The following is a 14,751-nucleotide window of genomic DNA, read 5'->3' as shown; positions in this document are numbered from 1 at the left end:
GGGGGGGGTGTTGTTTTCACGCGCCGGGATATCCGCCCGCTGGGTGGGGGGTAAACGCACCCCCCCCCCGCGCCCCCGGGCCCCCCCCCCCCCCCCCATACCCCCTTGTTGGGTGTTTTACAGACCCCCCTTTTTTTTTTTTTCTCTTTACTGGGGGGGGTGGGGGGCCCCCCCCCGGGGGGGGGGGGGGGGGCCCCCCCCCCCCCCGCGCGCCGCAGGCGCGCCTCCAATAGTTCGCGCCGCAGGCGCGCCCCAAAAGAAACGCGCGCCCAATGGGCGCGCGCTGTGAAGTGTTGCCGTGGCGGTTCGGTTACTTCTGCGCCGCTTGCGCTTTGGTGATCCGGTTCACGTGGCCCATCTTGCGGCCGGGTTTGGCCTCGGCCTTGCCATACATGTGGATGGCGCAGTCGGGCTCTTTGGTGAGCTCGGGCAGGCGGTCCACATCGGCGCCAATGAGGTTTTCCATCACCACATCCGCGTGTCGCTGACCATCGCCCAGCGGCCAGCCGACCACCGCGCGAATGTGCTGTTCGAACTGATCCACAGCACAGCCGTTCTGGGTCCAGTGGCCTGAATTGTGGACACGCGGGGCGATCTCGTTCACCACCAGCGCTTGCGGGGTGACAAACAGCTCCACCCCCATCACGCCAACATAATCGAGCGCGTTCAGGATCTTGCCCGCGATCAGAACCGCATCCATACGGCGCGCTGGCATCAGGCGGGCGGGCACGGTGGTGGTGTCCAGAATGCCGTCTTTGTGGACGTTTTCGCCGGGGTCATAGCAGGACACCTGACCATCCACAGAGCGCGCGGCAATCACCGACACCTCGTGGGTGAAGGTCACGAACCCCTCCAGCACCGCATCCGCGCCCTGCATGGCCTCAAAGGCGGCGTCCGCGTCGCCGGGCTCCATGATCCGCGCCTGACCTTTGCCGTCATAGCCAAAGCGGCAGGTTTTCAGGATCGCAGGCGTGCCGACCTGAGCAATCGCGGCCTCAAGGCTGGCGGCATCGGTTACGGGGGCAAAAGGCGCGGTGGTCAGGCCGAGGTCACGCAAAAACGCCTTCTCAACCAGACGGTCCTGGCTGACGCGCAGCGCTTCGCGGTTGGGGCGAATGGGCTTTGCGGCCTCCAGCGCGTCCAGCGCGGCGGTGGGAATGTTTTCAAACTCATAGGTGATCACATCCACGCTGGCGGCAAAGGCCTTGAGCGCGTCAATGTCGTCATAGCCTGCGGTGGTCACCTGATCGGCAACCTGGCCTGCGGGCGGGTTGGCGGAGGGTTCAAAGATATGGGTTTTAAACCCCAGACGCGAGGCCGCGACCGACAGCATACGGCCCAGCTGGCCGCCGCCGAGGATACCAATGGTGGAACCGGGTTGAAGCGCCTCAGTCATCAACGGGCTCCTCGGGGATAGAGGCGGCAAGCGCTGCGCGCCAGTCGTCCAGACGTTTCGCCAGATCGGCATCGGCCGTGGCCAGAATGCCTGCGGCCATCAGACCGGCATTTGCCGCCCCTGCCGCGCCAATGGCCATCGTGGCCACCGGGAAGCCCTTGGGCATCTGCACGATCGAATAGAGGCTGTCGACCCCCGACAGGGCGCGGGTCTGGACCGGAACGCCCACAACCGGCACGCGGGTTTTAGACGCCATCATGCCCGGCAGATGCGCCGCGCCGCCTGCGCCCGCGATGATCACATGCAGGCCGCGATCCGCAGCAGATTTGCCGTATTCCCACAGCCGGTCCGGTGTGCGGTGGGCGGAGACGATCTTGGTCTCGTAAGCCACGCCCAGCTCGTCCAGAATATTGGCTGCTTCCTTCATCGTGGGCCAGTCCGACTGGCTGCCCATGATGATCCCTACTTTGATGTCGGCCATCGCTATTCCCCTATGGACTCCCCTGTGGAAGTGGCGCGCACCTTAGCCATTTTGCCACAAATGGCAATGGAGCTGAGGCCTGTGGGGCGGTGGGAAAAGCGATCAGGGGGACAGGGCACTGCCTGCGTGGCCAGATTGGCGCGGGCAGACAGTGGCCGAAGGTGGGATTTTCTGCTTTCATCGCGAAAAACAAAGGGTCTTTGCAGCGGAGGCGGGCTGATGCCAATTGCACAAATTTTTGTCACAGAGCCGGTGCTGGCTGCTGTTCCTGCGGCCGAGCGAGGCGATTTGGTGCGGTCTTGGGCGGATCTGGCGGGCGAAAGCGGTGCGGGCGCGCGGGCGCATATGACCGTGAACCTTGTGCCCGTGGCGCAGCAGCTGGGTCGGCCTATCCCGGTTCTGGCGCAGCTGAGCCTGCCGGATCTGTGGCGACCCGATCAGGTCGAGGCGCTTGCGCTGGGTCTGGCGCGGGCCTGCGCGCAGCTGTTTCGTCTGGAGGCGGGGCAGGTGCAGGTGCTGTGCCACGGCCTGCCAGCCGGGCATGTGGCGACGGATCAGGCGATTGAGCGATGGTAGCGCGCGCAGGCTGCACAGGCCTTTGCAATTTCGCGCCCTAGCTTGTATCACCCGGCCATTGATTGATGTGTTTACCATTCAGAAAGGTTTTACCGTGTCGTTTTCTCAAACGCTCCAGACCGCCCCGTTTCGGTCGTTGATGGCCCTTGCCTGCTCCGCGGTGCTGGGTTTGACGGCCTGTAGCCTGGTGCCAGAACAGGCCGCGCGCTGGGAGATGGAAGAGCTGGAGGTCAGCCGCAGCTGTAACCTGACCGATGTTGCGCTGGATTTCTCGCAAGGGGGCAAACGGGATCTGGGCAGTGCCTTCTACCAGATGACCCTGTCCCCTGACCGCAGCGCGGCGCAGGTCCTGAACACGGCCACGGGCTGTCTGGACACGATCCGCTCTGATACCGGTCCGATGGAAATTGACGATGACCTGCGGGGGCTGCGCCTGTCAGAGGGCGGTGAGGTGACGGGGGCAGAGGCCTTTGACGCGGTGTTTGCCGCCTGCGAGGCGCGCCGGGATCTGGGGGAGCTGCGCGCCTATGAGGTGCTGTCCGACGAAGCAGCGGCGCGGTTTGTCAAAGCCAACCCTGGCGTATTGCTCGAGGCGGCGGGGCCTTGTGATTTCTACCTTAACGATATGCAGCTGTGGATGCGCCTGCGCACGGCGTCGCATACCTATCTTTATGCCTCAATCGGCGAAACGCTGATCGTCGAGGAAATCCTACCGGAATGAAGACGTCTTTGATCCTGACCGAAGGATAAGGTGGGGCTTACCGTATGGTAGGCGTTCTTATGCAATAATATCCGGGGTCAGGCGGTCTTCGATCACGGCGATTTTGTCTTTCAGCAGCAGCTTCTGCTTTTTCAGACGCCGCAGGGTCAGCTGGTCGGCGGTGCCGCGTTCCTCGAGTGCGGTGATCGCTTCGTCCAGGTCGCGGTGTTCACGGCGAAAGACCTCCAGCTCGACCATCAGGACGTCTTCGGTGGCCATGGACAGATCAGAGCGCTCGTTCATGTGTGACTCGTTTTTAATTGCTGCGTTAAGGGTTGCGTAACCATCCCCACAATAGGCTTTGCTGACCCACGGGGCTAGGGGCCTTATGCCGGTAAACGGCGATGAAGGGCGGACAAATTGCCGACGCAGGCGGGGCCTGCAAAACGGGGTTTGGCCGAACCTTGGCGATGGAGGGAAACAGGGGGGACTTGTGAAACACAGAAAACTTCCCATATTCTAACAGAGCGGTTGCCGAACTGGGACCGCGAAAAACGTCGCTTTCGAACTAAGGACGAACAACGTGTCGAAACTCACACTGGGCTCTTACCCGCATATGCTCGGGTTTGAACAATTGGAACGCCTTCTGGAACGCTCTGCGAAGTCGGGCAACGAAGGGTATCCGCCCTATAATATCGAGCAGACCTCGGATTATTCATACCGCATCACCCTGGCCGTCGCCGGGTTCGCCGAAGAGGATTTGGCGATCACCGTTGAGGACCGCCAGCTTGTGATCCGCGGGCGCCAGCGCGATGACGCGGATGGGCGCGTATTTCTTCATCGCGGCATTGCCGCACGCCAGTTCCAGCGCATGTTTGTGTTGGCCGATGGCGTCGAAGTGGGCGAAGCTGTGATGGAAAACGGTCTTCTCCATGTGGACCTGACGCGGTCGCGTCCGGAAACCGTGGTTCAGACCATCAACATCAAAAAGGGGTAAGCGATGCAGACAACTGTAGAAACACCGCAAGAGCCAGGTCGCGTGGTCTATGTAAAGGCCGTCGAAGTGGCAGATCTTCCCAAAGATGTGCAGGCCTCTGTGCCCGGCCGCGAGCGCCTTTATGCGGTCCACGACGCCGAGGGCGAACAGCTGGCGCTGGTGGCCGACCGCAAGCTGGCCTTTATGCTGGCGCGCCAGCATGATTATGCGCCGGTGGCTGTGCACTAACAGCCCCTCAGGACCGCGGCCGTGGTCGCTCCGGACAGGCAATCCGGACAGGCAAGATGACAGGCGCCGCGCCGGTACAGACAAGACGTCAGCCCCGTGCTTTTTGCGCGGGGCTTTTGTTTTGTAGCAATACAGTGGCTTTTGTTTGCGCCCGTTTAAGGAGAGTGGTCCACTCTGGGCATGATCAACACAGGAGGCGAGAGCATGGCGCGTTATGATTTCGACTGGGTGGATGCCTTTACCGATCGGCCCTTTGGTGGCAATGGCTGTGCGGTGGTGCATCAGGGCGCCCATCTTCCCGAGGCCGTGGCCTGTGCCTATGTGCGCGAAACCTCGCTGTCTGAATGCACATTTACCGGCCCGTCCGAGGTCGCAGATATCAAGGTGCGCTACTTTCTGGCGGGGTGCGAAATCCCCTTTGCAGGTCACCCGACGATTGCCACCGTGGCGGCGTTGCGGGATCGCGGCTTGATTGACGCGGGCCGCCTGCGGCTGGAAACCGGGGCCGGGGTGGTGGATATCACCCTGAACGGGCCAGAGATCGAGATGACCCAGATTGCCCCGCAGTTTGGCGCGCTGGTGGACCCGGCGCTGGTGGCCTCCACTGTCGGGCTGCCGAAAGAGGCCATTGCCGCGCCGCCGCAGCTGGTGTCCACGGGGCTGCCTTTTGTGATCACCGTTCTGAAAGATCACGCCGCGCTTGAGGCTGCGATGCTCAACCTCGATGCGCTCAAACAGCTAAACGCGCGCTTTGAAAGCGTCGGGCCGATTGAACCGTTTCTTGTCACCCGAACGGGCCGGGTCGAGGGCGACACGTTTTCGCGTTTGCTGCTGCCGCCGCCCAACCCGCCCGAGGATTCCTTTACCGGCTCTGCCACCGGGGCCATGGCGGCCTATCTGTGGCACCATGGGCTGATGACCAAGGACAGCTTTATCGCAGAGCAGGGCCATCTGATGGGGCGCCCCGGTCAGGCACGGGTGACACTGGTTGGAAAACCCAGCGATATTCAGGGCGTCAAAGTCGCCGGTCAGGGTTTTGTCCTCATGCGTGGGACGGTGGATCTGCCGGATCAGCTCTCGAGCCAAAGTGTTTAGATTTTAACGCTGCGCCATCAGCTGGGTGGGGCCGCGCGCGCCCGCAGGGCGCGCGCGGCCCCTGGTCGTTTCGGGCGCAGCCCGAAGCGAAACCGCTCTCACCCGCCCGCAGCCGCGAAAAAAAACGGCGCCCCAAGCGGAGGCGCCGTTCTTTGTGTCAGTCTGTAAGCCTGTGGATCAGGCTTTGATCAGGCCCATGCTTTCCAGCTTCAGCAGCACCTGATGTGCGCAGTGATCGACGTCTGTGCCTTCGGTCTCAACGCGCAGCTCGGGGTTCTCCGGCACGTCATAGGGGTCAGAGATGCCGGTGAACTCTTTGATCTTGCCTTCGCGCGCCAGCTTATACAGGCCTTTGCGGTCGCGGCGTTCGCACTCCTCGATCGAGGTCGCAACGTGCACTTCGACAAAAGCGCCGAACTGTTCGATGCCCTGACGGACCTGACGGCGGGTGGTGGCATAAGGCGCGATCGGCGCACAGATGGCGATACCACCGTTTTTGGTGATCTCGGAGGCCACATAGCCGATCCGCTGGATGTTCAGGTCGCGGTGCTCTTTCGAGAAGCCCAGCTCGGAGGACAGGTTCTTGCGAACAATGTCACCGTCCAGCAGGGTCACAGGACGGCCACCCATTTCCATCAGCTTGACCATCAGCGCGTTGGCGATGGTGGATTTGCCCGACCCAGAGAAGCCGGTGAAGAACACGGTGAAGCCCTGCTTGGAGCGCGGCGGCTTGGTTTTGCGCAGCTCGGCCACCACCTCGGGGAAGGAGAACCACTCGGGGATTTCCAGACCCTCGGCCAGACGGCGGCGCAGCTCGGTGCCGGAGATGTTCAGGATGGTGACATTGTCACGATCTTCGATCTCGTCATTGGGTTCGTACTGGGCGCGTTCCTGCACGTAGACCATGTGTTTGAAGTCGACCATGGTGATGCCGATTTCTTCTTCATGGGTGCGGAACAGGTCCTGTGCGTCATAGGGGCCGTAGAAATCTTCACCGGCAGAGTTTTTGCCCGGACCTGCGTGGTCGCGGCCAACGATGAAGTGGGTGCAGCCGTGGTTTTTACGGATCAGACCGTGCCAGACGGCCTCGCGCGGGCCGGCCATACGCATCGCCAGGTTCAGGAGCGACATGGAGGTGGTGGCCTGCGGGTATTTGTCCAGAACCGCCTCGTAGCAGCGCACGCGGGTGAAGTGGTCGACGTCGCCCGGCTTGGTCATGCCGACAACCGGGTGGATCAGCAGGTTGGCTTCGGCTTCGCGCGCGGCGCGGAAGGTCAGCTCCTGGTGGGCGCGGTGCAGCGGGTTGCGGGTCTGGAAGGCCACAACTTTGTTCCAGCCCATTTTGCGGAAATAGGCGCGCAGCTCGTTCGGGGTGTCGCGACGGGCGCGGAAGTCATAGTGCACGGGCTGCTGGATGCCGGTGACCGGGCCGCCGAGGTAGATTTTGCCCGCCTGGTTGTGCAGGTAGTCCACCGCCGGGTGGGCAATGTCGTCTGCGCCAAAGACTTTTTCCGCTTCCAGCGCCTTGTTCGGCTCCCAGCGGTCGGTGACGGTCATGGTCGCAAGGATCACGCCTTCCTGGTCGCGCAGGGCGATGTCCTGGCCGATTTCCAGCGAGGCTGCGAAGTCTTCGGACACATCGAGGTTGATCGGCATCGGCCACAGCTGGCCATCGGCCAGACGCATGTTTTCAACAACGCCATTATAGTCGGCCTCGGACAGGAAGCCTTTGAGCGGGTTGAAGCCACCGTTCATCAGCAGTTCCAGATCGCAGATCTGACGCGGGGTCAGGTCAAGGCTGACCAGTTCGCCTGCTTCGACTTTCAGTTTCTGCGCGCTGTCATAGGAAACATACAGCTCCGGGATGGGGGCGAGATTGTTTTTCATGAGTTTCATCCTCGATTTCAATGGCACAAGGCCGCTTGCGACACCGGTAATTTCGGCGTGAAGTGCATCGTATTCAGCAAATTTTCGGTCCAGGAAATCTTTGGCAAGGCGGGCTTTTTCCGCATTCCCGTGTTCCGTGATCCCGTAGGTAAAGCGCTGGCGCTTGTCGGGGCCTGCCCGGTCCGAGATTTGGATCAGACCAGCCTCTGCGGCGGTGCGCAGCTGGGTATTGAGCGAGCCCAAAGACACCCCAAGTTCCCCGGCAATGCTGCGCTGCGACGCCTCCGGCGTCAGCTCCAGCTGACGCAGCAGCCGAAAGAGCATGTCTTCCTCTGCAATGGTGGCTTTGGTCTTTTGCGCGGTCATATCAGGTCTTTTGGCGTGGCTCTGGATATGCGTTCAGCATTGAACGCGTTCATGCGTGAACACATTACACAGGCGGTCTGTTGAAGGAAGTGAAATTTTTGTGGCACTGCAGAAAAACGCCGGTCTTTGTCAGATCTGCTTCCCCATGGGAAACAGTTCCCCCTGAAGCTGCGCAATTGGAACGCTTTCCGTGCGCGGCTGCTTGGAAATTACGCAAGAGACTGCGTCAAAAGTAAGACAGATGTGGGGGCGGGCGGATTATTCTGCGTTTAGGCGACTCGATAGGTCCGCCGCGCGGGGCAGGGCCAGCGCCTCAACGGGTTTCTTCACGCCGCGCAGGACATGGCGTTGGTAGTCGCTGGCCGGCCGTTTGATCCCCGCCGCCTCGATCACCGCGCGGCTGACCAGAAGTTCGACGCCCAGCTGTTTGGTTTCCGCCTCCAACCGGCTGGCGGCATTGACGGTATTGCCGATCAGGGTGCGCGGCGCATGGTCGGCGGTGCCGATTTCCCCCAGCACAACGGTGCCCAGATGCAGGCCAATGCCGATCCGCAGGGGCTGTTCGCCATCTGCTTCCATGGCGGTATTGAACTGTTCGAGCGCCGCGCCCACGCCTTCCAACGCCCGCAGCGCGGCCCCCGCCACGGTGTCGGCAGGGCCGGCCTCGAACAGGGCAAGGAACCCATCGCCCAGATATTTGTCCACCCGTCCGCCCTGCGCCGTGATCTGCGGCACCACCGCATCAAAGAAGCGGTTCAGAAGGAACACCACATCATAGGGCAGCAGGCCGGTGGAGCGTGCGGTGAACCCCCGAATGTCGAGGAACATCACCGCCACCGGTTTTTCTTCGCCCGCGCCATTGCGGTTGCGGCGCCGGCTGACGGGGGCAAAGGCGCGGGTCACGGTCAGGGGGGCGGTGGGGCGGATCTGGCAGGCGAGGCGGCTGCCTTCGGGGGCTTTGGCGGCGCGCAGGGCGCGGGCCTCGGCTTCGCTTGGGGGATCCAGCGTGTCGCCGCCCTGCGGGATCAGCACCCGGCAGGTGGTGCAACGCCCCTTGCCGCCGCACAGCGAAGGGTGATCCATGCCATTGCTCTGGGCGATTTCCAAAAGCGTCATGCCGCGTTCGCCGGTGATCTGCGGGCCTTCGGTATAGGTGATCCGCACCGAGCGCCGCAGGCGCAGCCAGCGGGTGAGCGCATAGCTGACAAAGGCCGCCCCCAAGAGCAGCCCATAGGTGGCATTGCCGCGGTCGCTGACCATGGCCAGAAACGCAAAGCCTTCGGGATCCGGCCAGTTGAAATCGGCGCGCATGTCGTCCCAGTAGCCATCCTCAAAGGCCAAATCGACCAGCCGCCGCCCTTCGGTGAGCAAGCCCGCCAGCGAAAATGCAGGCAGCAGCACGGCGCCGGCAAACAGGACGCTCTGGCAGCGCTGCCAAAACGGCGTGAGTTTCAGCCAATGGTGCAGGCCAATGCAGCCGTGCACCCAAACCACCAGCAAAAGCGCGCTCTGCCACCAGATCGACGGGTTGCCCCACATCAGCAGGATTTCATAGGCATAGCTGTCATTGACCTCCAGCACCTCGTCTGCGACGCGGGTAAAGGTGATATGAGCGATCAGCTGCACCGGGATCAGCAGGCCCAGAATGGTCTGCACCCAGGCGGTGGGGGGCAGGCGCAGATTGCGCCGCTGTGACAAATCCCACACGGCCAGCCCGGCGTGGATCAGCAGCGCCCCATAGAGCAGTACAGACCCCGGCAGGCTGCGCTGGAGCAGCTGGCGGGCGTCTTGCAGCGCGTCCATCCAGCTGGGGCTGAGCAGGCCAAGGCCGAGGTTCAGGAAGTGAAACAGAGCCCAGACAAACAGGATCAAGCCGCTGATGATCCGCGCCCGAGCTTTCAGGCTGCCTTGCCAGATAGAATTTGCCATGCATCTGCCCTGCCTTGTTTGTTTCTAGGTGTGTCAGATGCTTCTGCGGGTCAAGCCCTTGCGCTGTTTCTTGCGCCTCTGGGTCAGGACTTGAAAAACAAAGCGACCTGTAATCAGGTGCTGCGCAGCCGCAGGTGTTTCAGAGGTTTTCTCGCGAGGGCTTTCTGGACCTTGGGGCTGGAATTTGAAGAAGGTTGATTTGATGACGATCCGGAAATTTCTACAGCTGGTCAGCAGTGGTGTGATCTTGGCCCTGCCGCTGGCCGCAGGGGCGCAGACCGTAGACGTGGATGCACGCGGCAAACAATTGGTGCTGCATCAGGATGTGGACCTGACCCGCAAACAGCAGCGCCGGTTGGACCGGTTTCTGAAGAAGGCGGATTTTTACGGCGCGCTGGCGGCGAATGTGACCGATCTGCGCGATGAGGCGTTTGGTGCGGCTTGGAATAAACATTCGCTCAAGGCGGCGACCTCGATTGCGATGGACTCCTGTCGGCACAAGGCCAAGACCCCGTCAGACTGCGTGCTGCTGGCAACCGTTGTCCCGGAGAACCGCACCAAGCTGCCGCCCGAGTCGCAGATGCTGTCGGCGCGGGCCCTGCGTGAATACGAGTATATGTTGTTGGAGCGTCTGGATGCCCCGAACGCTTATTTTGCGATGGCCACCAACATGAAAGAGACCTGGGCCTGGCGCGTCAGCGAAAAGAGCCTCGCCGACGCCAAAACCAAAGCGCTGCAGGGCTGTCGGGAAAACGTCAAAAGTGGCAAAAAGGGCAAGCCCTCTGCCTGGGACAAGGCCACCTACAAGGCGGAACACGACGTCTGCCGGATCCGCGCGATCCTAATGCCGCGCTGAGCCCGTCGAAGGCCCCCGAAACTCCCACAATAAAAGGCCGCCTCAGGGGGCGGCCTTTTTTGGGATTTTGGGACCAATTAGTCGTCTTGTTCAGCGAGGAAGCGTTCCGCGTCCAGCGCGGCCATGCAGCCCATACCGGCCGAGGTCACAGCCTGACGGTATTTGTGGTCGGTCAGGTCACCTGCGGCAAAAATACCGGGGATCGAGGTTTCAGTTGTGCCCGGTTTCACTTTGACGTAGCCGCCATTGTGGGTTTCCAGCACGTCTGCCACCAGTTCGGTCGCGGGCGCATGGCCAATCGCCACAAACACGCCTTTGGCCGGGATATCGGTGATTTCGCCGGTTTCAACATGTTTGACTTTGACGCCTTCAACACCCAGCGGGCTGTCGGTGCCATAGACCTCGTCCAGCTGGTGGAACCAGAGGGTTTCGATCTTTTCGTTCTTCATCAGGCGGTTTTGCAGGATCTTTTCCGCGCGCAGCTCGTCGCGGCGGTGGATCAGCGTCACTTTGGAGGCAAAGTTCGTCAGGAACAGCGCCTCTTCGACGGCGGTGTTGCCGCCGCCGATCACCACGATCTCCTGACCGCGATAGAAGAAGCCGTCACAGGTGGCACAGGCAGAGACGCCAAAGCCTTTGAATTTTTCTTCCGTCGGCAGGCCCAGCCATTTGGCGCGCGCACCGGTCGCCAGGATCACCGCATCGGCAGTATATGTGTTGCCGCTGTCACCCTTGGCCACAAAGGGGCGCTGGCTGGTGTCGAGCGAGGTGATAATATCGCCGATGATTTCGGTGCCCATGGCGCGGGCGTGGGCTTCCATATTGACCATCAGGTCAGGGCCTTGAATTTCGGTGTGACCGGGCCAGTTTTCGACCTCGGTTGTGGTGGTCAGCTGACCGCCGGGTTCAATGCCCTGAACCAGGATCGGCTCCAGCATCGCGCGGGAGGCATAGACCCCTGCGGTATAGCCTGCAGGGCCGGAGCCAATGATCAGGACCTTGGTGTGGCGCGTTTCGCTCATGTCTCATCCTCGAATTTGCCAAAAGCGGTCTTGCCGCCGTCGGAACATGCATATAACTGCAGCCCGCGTTCGCTTAAAGCCCTGGGTTACGAAGTTGTGTGATCAATGTTGTCGCAACTTCAGCGCAGGGCTGTCGCAAAGCCATCAATAATGTTGCTTGGGTGTGAAATAATATTGCGTGCCAAACAGGTGCTGCTATAAGAATCCCAATTGCCTGAAGAGGTCCGCATGGTCACAACCCGTCTTGATCCCATTGATCGCAAGATTCTTTCCGAGCTGCAGGCCGATGGTCGTATGACCAATGTCGAGCTTGCCAAACGTGTTGGTATCTCAGCGCCGCCCTGTTTGCGCCGGGTGCGCAGCCTTGAAGAGGCGGGCTATATCCGGGGCTACCACGCGGAGGTGAACTCGCGCGAATTGGGATTCGAAGTGCAGGTGTTTGCCATGGTCGGGCTGGAAAGCCAGGCCGAGGCAGAACTGTCGGCCTTCGAGGAAAAATGCCGCAGCTGGCCTTTGGTCCGGGAATGTCACATGCTGAACGGCGAGGTGGATTTCATCCTGAAATGTGTCTCCCCCGATCTGTCGACCTTCCAGTGCTTCCTGACCGGTGACCTTCTGACCACGCCGAATGTGGCCAGTGTCAAAACCTCGCTGGTCATTCGCGGCGCCAAGGATGAACCGGGCGTGCCTTTCGATGTGCTCGAAGAGCGGCTGGCGCGCGAAGCCTGAGCCACCCGCCATCGGCTGACCAGCCGCCATGCCATGCAAAAGCAGACAGCTTGCTGTCTGCTTTTTTCTTTGCTGACTGTGCGCTTCAGGTGGGGGCTTCGGTGCGCTGGCGCAGCATATCGAGACCCGCCCGGAGGCAGATCGTGACAACCGCCGCTTGCCCAACCATCACGGCAGGCCAGATCAGCGCAAACTGTGCATCCAGGTATTTTTGTGGGCCAAACGACACGAGCCCCATCAGGGCGGCCAGAACCGCCAGCTGGCGCCCCGTCCCGTGATCCGGGCCTAATACGATGGCGGCCGCCGCCACAGCGAGGCTAGCGCCAATAAAAGGCGCAATGCCGAAGAGTGGGGTGGCCACAGGCGGATGCGGCGGGATGCCTGCATAGAGCGCGCTGAGCATGACCGTTTGCAACACAATCAGCACCAAGAGCGCAGCGGTTTCAGGTTTGGGGGCGTGCATTTTGGTCTCCATTCGAAGCATGAGGGTGAATCCGTAATGAAGTGTACGGTTGTCTATATCCGTAATCAAGTGTACGGTCCCCTGTCAACAGGGCCGTGAACCGAGGGCGGGCAATGAGGGAAGACAAACAAAGAGAGCGGCGCGATCAGATCGAGGCTGCGGCCTATGCGCTTTTGGCGGAAAAGGGCTTTGCCGGGACGTCCATGCTGGCCATTGCCAAACGGGCGCGTTGCTCAAACGAAACGCTTTACAATTGGTATGGCGACAAACTGGGTCTGATGCGGGCCATGGTGGCACGCAATGCGGCGGCGGCGCGGGCGCTGTTGGTAGCCGCACCGGCCCAGGGCGAAACCCTTGCCGAGACATTGGATGTCTTTGGCCCGCGACTGCTGTCGATTTTGCTGTCTGATCGCGCGGTGACGCTCAATCGGGCGGCGGCGGCGGATGTCTCGGGCGCATTGGGGGGCGAAATTGCCGCCAGCGGGCGTGAGGCGATTCTGCCGCTTCTGGAGGCGGTGTTTCTGCGCGCCCGAACGCAAGAGGGGCTTGTGATTGACGATCCTGCGGCAGCGGTGGATCTGTATCTGTCGTTGCTGATCGGAGACCAGCAGATCCGCCGGGTGATTGGGCGCCTGCCAGAACCAAGCGCGCGCGCGCAGGCCAAACGCGCAACAGCCGCCCGAGAGCGGCTGCTGAAGCTCTTGAAGTGACGGGCCTTAGGCCTGTGTGGTCAAGGCGCGTTCAAAGGCCAGAGGGCCAAAGTCGGCAATGCTCTCCACATGGGGGAACATGTTCAGGAACAGGGTTTTGATCGGATAGCTGACCAGCCGCAGCGCATCCGTGCCGGGGTGGTAGCTTTCAAACAGCAGCCCGCCGACCTTTATGACCGCGTGGTTGCGCAGGCAGATGTGGAACATATCCACCGGCGCGGGCGGGGCGGTTTCAAAGATGTTTATCCCGTCCTGAAAATCCTGCACGGGTGTCAGGATTTCACCGGACTGGGCGCTGTGGCGCAGATGCGGCGGCGTTGCCAGAAGCCGCGCCGCAGGGCCGGCCACCACACAGGAGCTTGGCTTTTGCATGCCAAAGCTGTCCGCCATAAAAGAGGTCAGCTTCATCGACGCCCCCGTGGCAGAGCTACGGGCGGGGATCAGCGTGGTCATGCCTTTCCAGACCACTTCTTCAAAGTGGCCATCGGCCGTCTGGATCTGGTCGCCGGGCAGCAGATCTTCGATCGCGACGGGGCCAAAATCCGTCTCCACCAGCGAGCCGCGGGAAAAGGCGGTAAAGGCCTGTTCAAACAGCGGCAGGGCCGGGGCGATGTGGCGGGTTTCCGTCACCGACCCATTGGGCAGCAGGGTGCAGACCTCGTAGCGGCGCAGCTGCGCCGAGGGCTTGCCATCGGTCTTTGGCGTGTTGCGCAGCAGCTGATTGGCCGCTGTGGCATTGGCAGCTGCACGTTGCAGCGAGTGTGCGAGCGTCATGGTCTCGGGTCCTCTTTAAGCACGGTCGTCCGGACAGGCTGGGGTGCAACCGGGTCCGGACGGAGTGCGACACCACCGGGGCGAGCAGGCCGGGGGGTGCCGAATTCTCTCAGGGTTCTCCGTGAGAAGATCGGTTCAGGTTCAGCCGTGGCAGCCCTGCAGAGGGTTCGTCTGCGTCGAGCCGGGCTTGGTGATCAGCGGAGCGTCCTGTGCCGGTTGGGTCGAACCATGCATCCACGGCAGGGCAATCACATCCGTTTCGGAGGATCGCAGGATGGATTGAACGAACCGTTTCGTCTTCGGCATACTTTAACTCCTGAGTACTGCCCTGCACCGTAGCGGAGGACCGCAGGGGCGAAGGCAGGGCCTAAAATCACGTATCTGTCTTAAGATTTGGCATCCTAATGCGGTGCGAATATGGCTGCATGGTGAAATTCGTAGGTGAAACGTCAGAAATGAGGCTAGGCGTCCTAACCTTTTGGTCAGGAAGTAATCCTTATAAATTAGATATTTACGGTGATGTTATTTTTGCTGTGCCGGCA

At 61.5% G+C, this 14,751-nt stretch carries 17 protein-coding genes; 8 read left to right on the top strand and 9 right to left on the bottom strand.

Features of this window, described 5'->3' with window-relative positions; genetic code table 11:
* Window positions 1-310: 310 nt before the first annotated feature.
* Both TRM7557_RS04030 and purE read right to left on the bottom strand, forming a co-directional pair.
* Entirely contained in the window at window positions 311-1,396 is a 1,086-nt protein-coding gene (locus tag TRM7557_RS04030) for a 5-(carboxyamino)imidazole ribonucleotide synthase (protein WP_058288903.1), read from the bottom strand.
* On the bottom strand, window positions 1,389-1,877 hold the full coding sequence (gene purE, locus TRM7557_RS04025) for a 5-(carboxyamino)imidazole ribonucleotide mutase (protein ID WP_058288902.1): 489 nt from the start codon (window positions 1,875-1,877) through the stop codon (window positions 1,389-1,391). The genes TRM7557_RS04030 and purE overlap by 8 nt, the downstream gene beginning before the upstream one ends.
* A 219-nt stretch (window positions 1,878-2,096) precedes the next feature.
* Here purE and TRM7557_RS04020 point away from each other — a divergent pair, with 219 nt between their 5' ends.
* Both TRM7557_RS04020 and TRM7557_RS04015 read left to right on the top strand, forming a co-directional pair.
* On the top strand, window positions 2,097-2,453 hold the full coding sequence (locus TRM7557_RS04020) for a hypothetical protein (protein WP_058288901.1): 357 nt from the start codon (window positions 2,097-2,099) through the stop codon (window positions 2,451-2,453).
* Between the two features lie 58 nt (window positions 2,454-2,511).
* Window positions 2,512-3,174 (top strand): hypothetical protein, encoded by a 663-nt coding sequence (locus TRM7557_RS04015; RefSeq protein WP_058288900.1) that lies wholly within the window; start codon window positions 2,512-2,514, stop codon window positions 3,172-3,174.
* 57 nt (window positions 3,175-3,231) lie between these two features.
* On the opposite strand, the gene TRM7557_RS04010 is transcribed toward TRM7557_RS04015, so the two are convergent.
* On the bottom strand, window positions 3,232-3,456 hold the full coding sequence (locus tag TRM7557_RS04010) for a YdcH family protein (protein WP_058288899.1): 225 nt from the start codon (window positions 3,454-3,456) through the stop codon (window positions 3,232-3,234).
* A 280-nt stretch (window positions 3,457-3,736) separates the two neighbouring features.
* Here TRM7557_RS04010 and TRM7557_RS04005 point away from each other — a divergent pair, with 280 nt between their 5' ends.
* The 3 genes from TRM7557_RS04005 to TRM7557_RS03995 all read left to right on the top strand — a co-directional run bounded on the left by TRM7557_RS04005 (window position 3,737) and on the right by TRM7557_RS03995 (window position 5,473).
* Complete coding sequence (locus tag TRM7557_RS04005) at window positions 3,737-4,150, top strand: Hsp20 family protein (protein ID WP_207382615.1); 414 nt, start codon at window positions 3,737-3,739, stop codon at window positions 4,148-4,150.
* A 3-nt stretch (window positions 4,151-4,153) separates the two neighbouring features.
* Window positions 4,154-4,378, top strand: a complete 225-nt coding sequence (locus tag TRM7557_RS04000; RefSeq protein ID WP_058288898.1) for a DUF1150 family protein — start codon at window positions 4,154-4,156, stop codon at window positions 4,376-4,378.
* A 204-nt stretch (window positions 4,379-4,582) separates the two neighbouring features.
* Window positions 4,583-5,473 carry a PhzF family phenazine biosynthesis protein gene (locus TRM7557_RS03995; protein ID WP_058288897.1) on the top strand — a complete coding sequence of 297 codons (891 nt, stop codon included), beginning with the start codon at window positions 4,583-4,585 and terminating at the stop codon, window positions 5,471-5,473.
* A 177-nt stretch (window positions 5,474-5,650) separates the two neighbouring features.
* Here the strand turns inward: TRM7557_RS03995 and TRM7557_RS03990 are convergent, their stop codons facing one another.
* Together TRM7557_RS03990 and TRM7557_RS03985 are read right to left on the bottom strand one after the other, a co-directional pair.
* The gene (locus TRM7557_RS03990; protein ID WP_058288896.1) at window positions 5,651-7,726 is read right to left on the bottom strand and encodes a bifunctional sulfate adenylyltransferase/adenylylsulfate kinase; all 2,076 of its coding nucleotides are present in this window, start codon (window positions 7,724-7,726) and stop codon (window positions 5,651-5,653) included.
* A 258-nt stretch (window positions 7,727-7,984) separates the two neighbouring features.
* Window positions 7,985-9,655, bottom strand: coding sequence for an adenylate/guanylate cyclase domain-containing protein (locus tag TRM7557_RS03985; protein WP_058288895.1), 1,671 nt, complete (start codon window positions 9,653-9,655; stop codon window positions 7,985-7,987).
* 202 nt (window positions 9,656-9,857) lie between these two features.
* Here TRM7557_RS03985 and TRM7557_RS03980 point away from each other — a divergent pair, with 202 nt between their 5' ends.
* On the top strand, window positions 9,858-10,511 hold the full coding sequence (locus TRM7557_RS03980) for a hypothetical protein (protein WP_058288894.1): 654 nt from the start codon (window positions 9,858-9,860) through the stop codon (window positions 10,509-10,511).
* A gap of 77 nt (window positions 10,512-10,588) precedes the next feature.
* Here the strand turns inward: TRM7557_RS03980 and trxB are convergent, their stop codons facing one another.
* On the bottom strand, window positions 10,589-11,533 hold the full coding sequence (gene trxB, locus TRM7557_RS03975; RefSeq protein WP_058288893.1) for a thioredoxin-disulfide reductase: 945 nt from the start codon (window positions 11,531-11,533) through the stop codon (window positions 10,589-10,591).
* 228 nt (window positions 11,534-11,761) lie between these two features.
* Here trxB and TRM7557_RS03970 point away from each other — a divergent pair, with 228 nt between their 5' ends.
* Window positions 11,762-12,262 carry an Lrp/AsnC family transcriptional regulator gene (locus TRM7557_RS03970; protein ID WP_058288892.1) on the top strand — a complete coding sequence of 167 codons (501 nt, stop codon included), beginning with the start codon at window positions 11,762-11,764 and terminating at the stop codon, window positions 12,260-12,262.
* Between the two features lie 85 nt (window positions 12,263-12,347).
* Here the strand turns inward: TRM7557_RS03970 and TRM7557_RS03965 are convergent, their stop codons facing one another.
* Window positions 12,348-12,725 (bottom strand): hypothetical protein, encoded by a 378-nt coding sequence (locus TRM7557_RS03965; protein ID WP_074942149.1) that lies wholly within the window; start codon window positions 12,723-12,725, stop codon window positions 12,348-12,350.
* Window positions 12,726-12,838: 113 nt separating this feature from the next.
* On the opposite strand from TRM7557_RS03965, the gene TRM7557_RS03960 reads away from it, so the two are divergent.
* Complete coding sequence (locus TRM7557_RS03960; protein WP_058288890.1) at window positions 12,839-13,435, top strand: TetR/AcrR family transcriptional regulator; 597 nt, start codon at window positions 12,839-12,841, stop codon at window positions 13,433-13,435.
* Window positions 13,436-13,441: 6 nt separating this feature from the next.
* Here TRM7557_RS03960 and TRM7557_RS03955 read toward each other — a convergent pair whose 3' ends face one another.
* Together TRM7557_RS03955 and TRM7557_RS19965 are read right to left on the bottom strand one after the other, a co-directional pair.
* Window positions 13,442-14,209 (bottom strand): Hint domain-containing protein, encoded by a 768-nt coding sequence (locus TRM7557_RS03955; RefSeq protein ID WP_058288889.1) that lies wholly within the window; start codon window positions 14,207-14,209, stop codon window positions 13,442-13,444.
* A 141-nt stretch (window positions 14,210-14,350) separates the two neighbouring features.
* Window positions 14,351-14,515, bottom strand: a complete 165-nt coding sequence (locus TRM7557_RS19965; RefSeq protein WP_165592404.1) for a hypothetical protein — start codon at window positions 14,513-14,515, stop codon at window positions 14,351-14,353.
* Window positions 14,516-14,751: the final 236 nt, after the last annotated feature.

This window comes from Tritonibacter multivorans, from assembly GCF_001458415.1.
Lineage (GTDB): Bacteria > Pseudomonadota > Alphaproteobacteria > Rhodobacterales > Rhodobacteraceae > Epibacterium > Epibacterium multivorans.
This window is presented reverse-complemented; position numbering and strand designations above follow the sequence as displayed.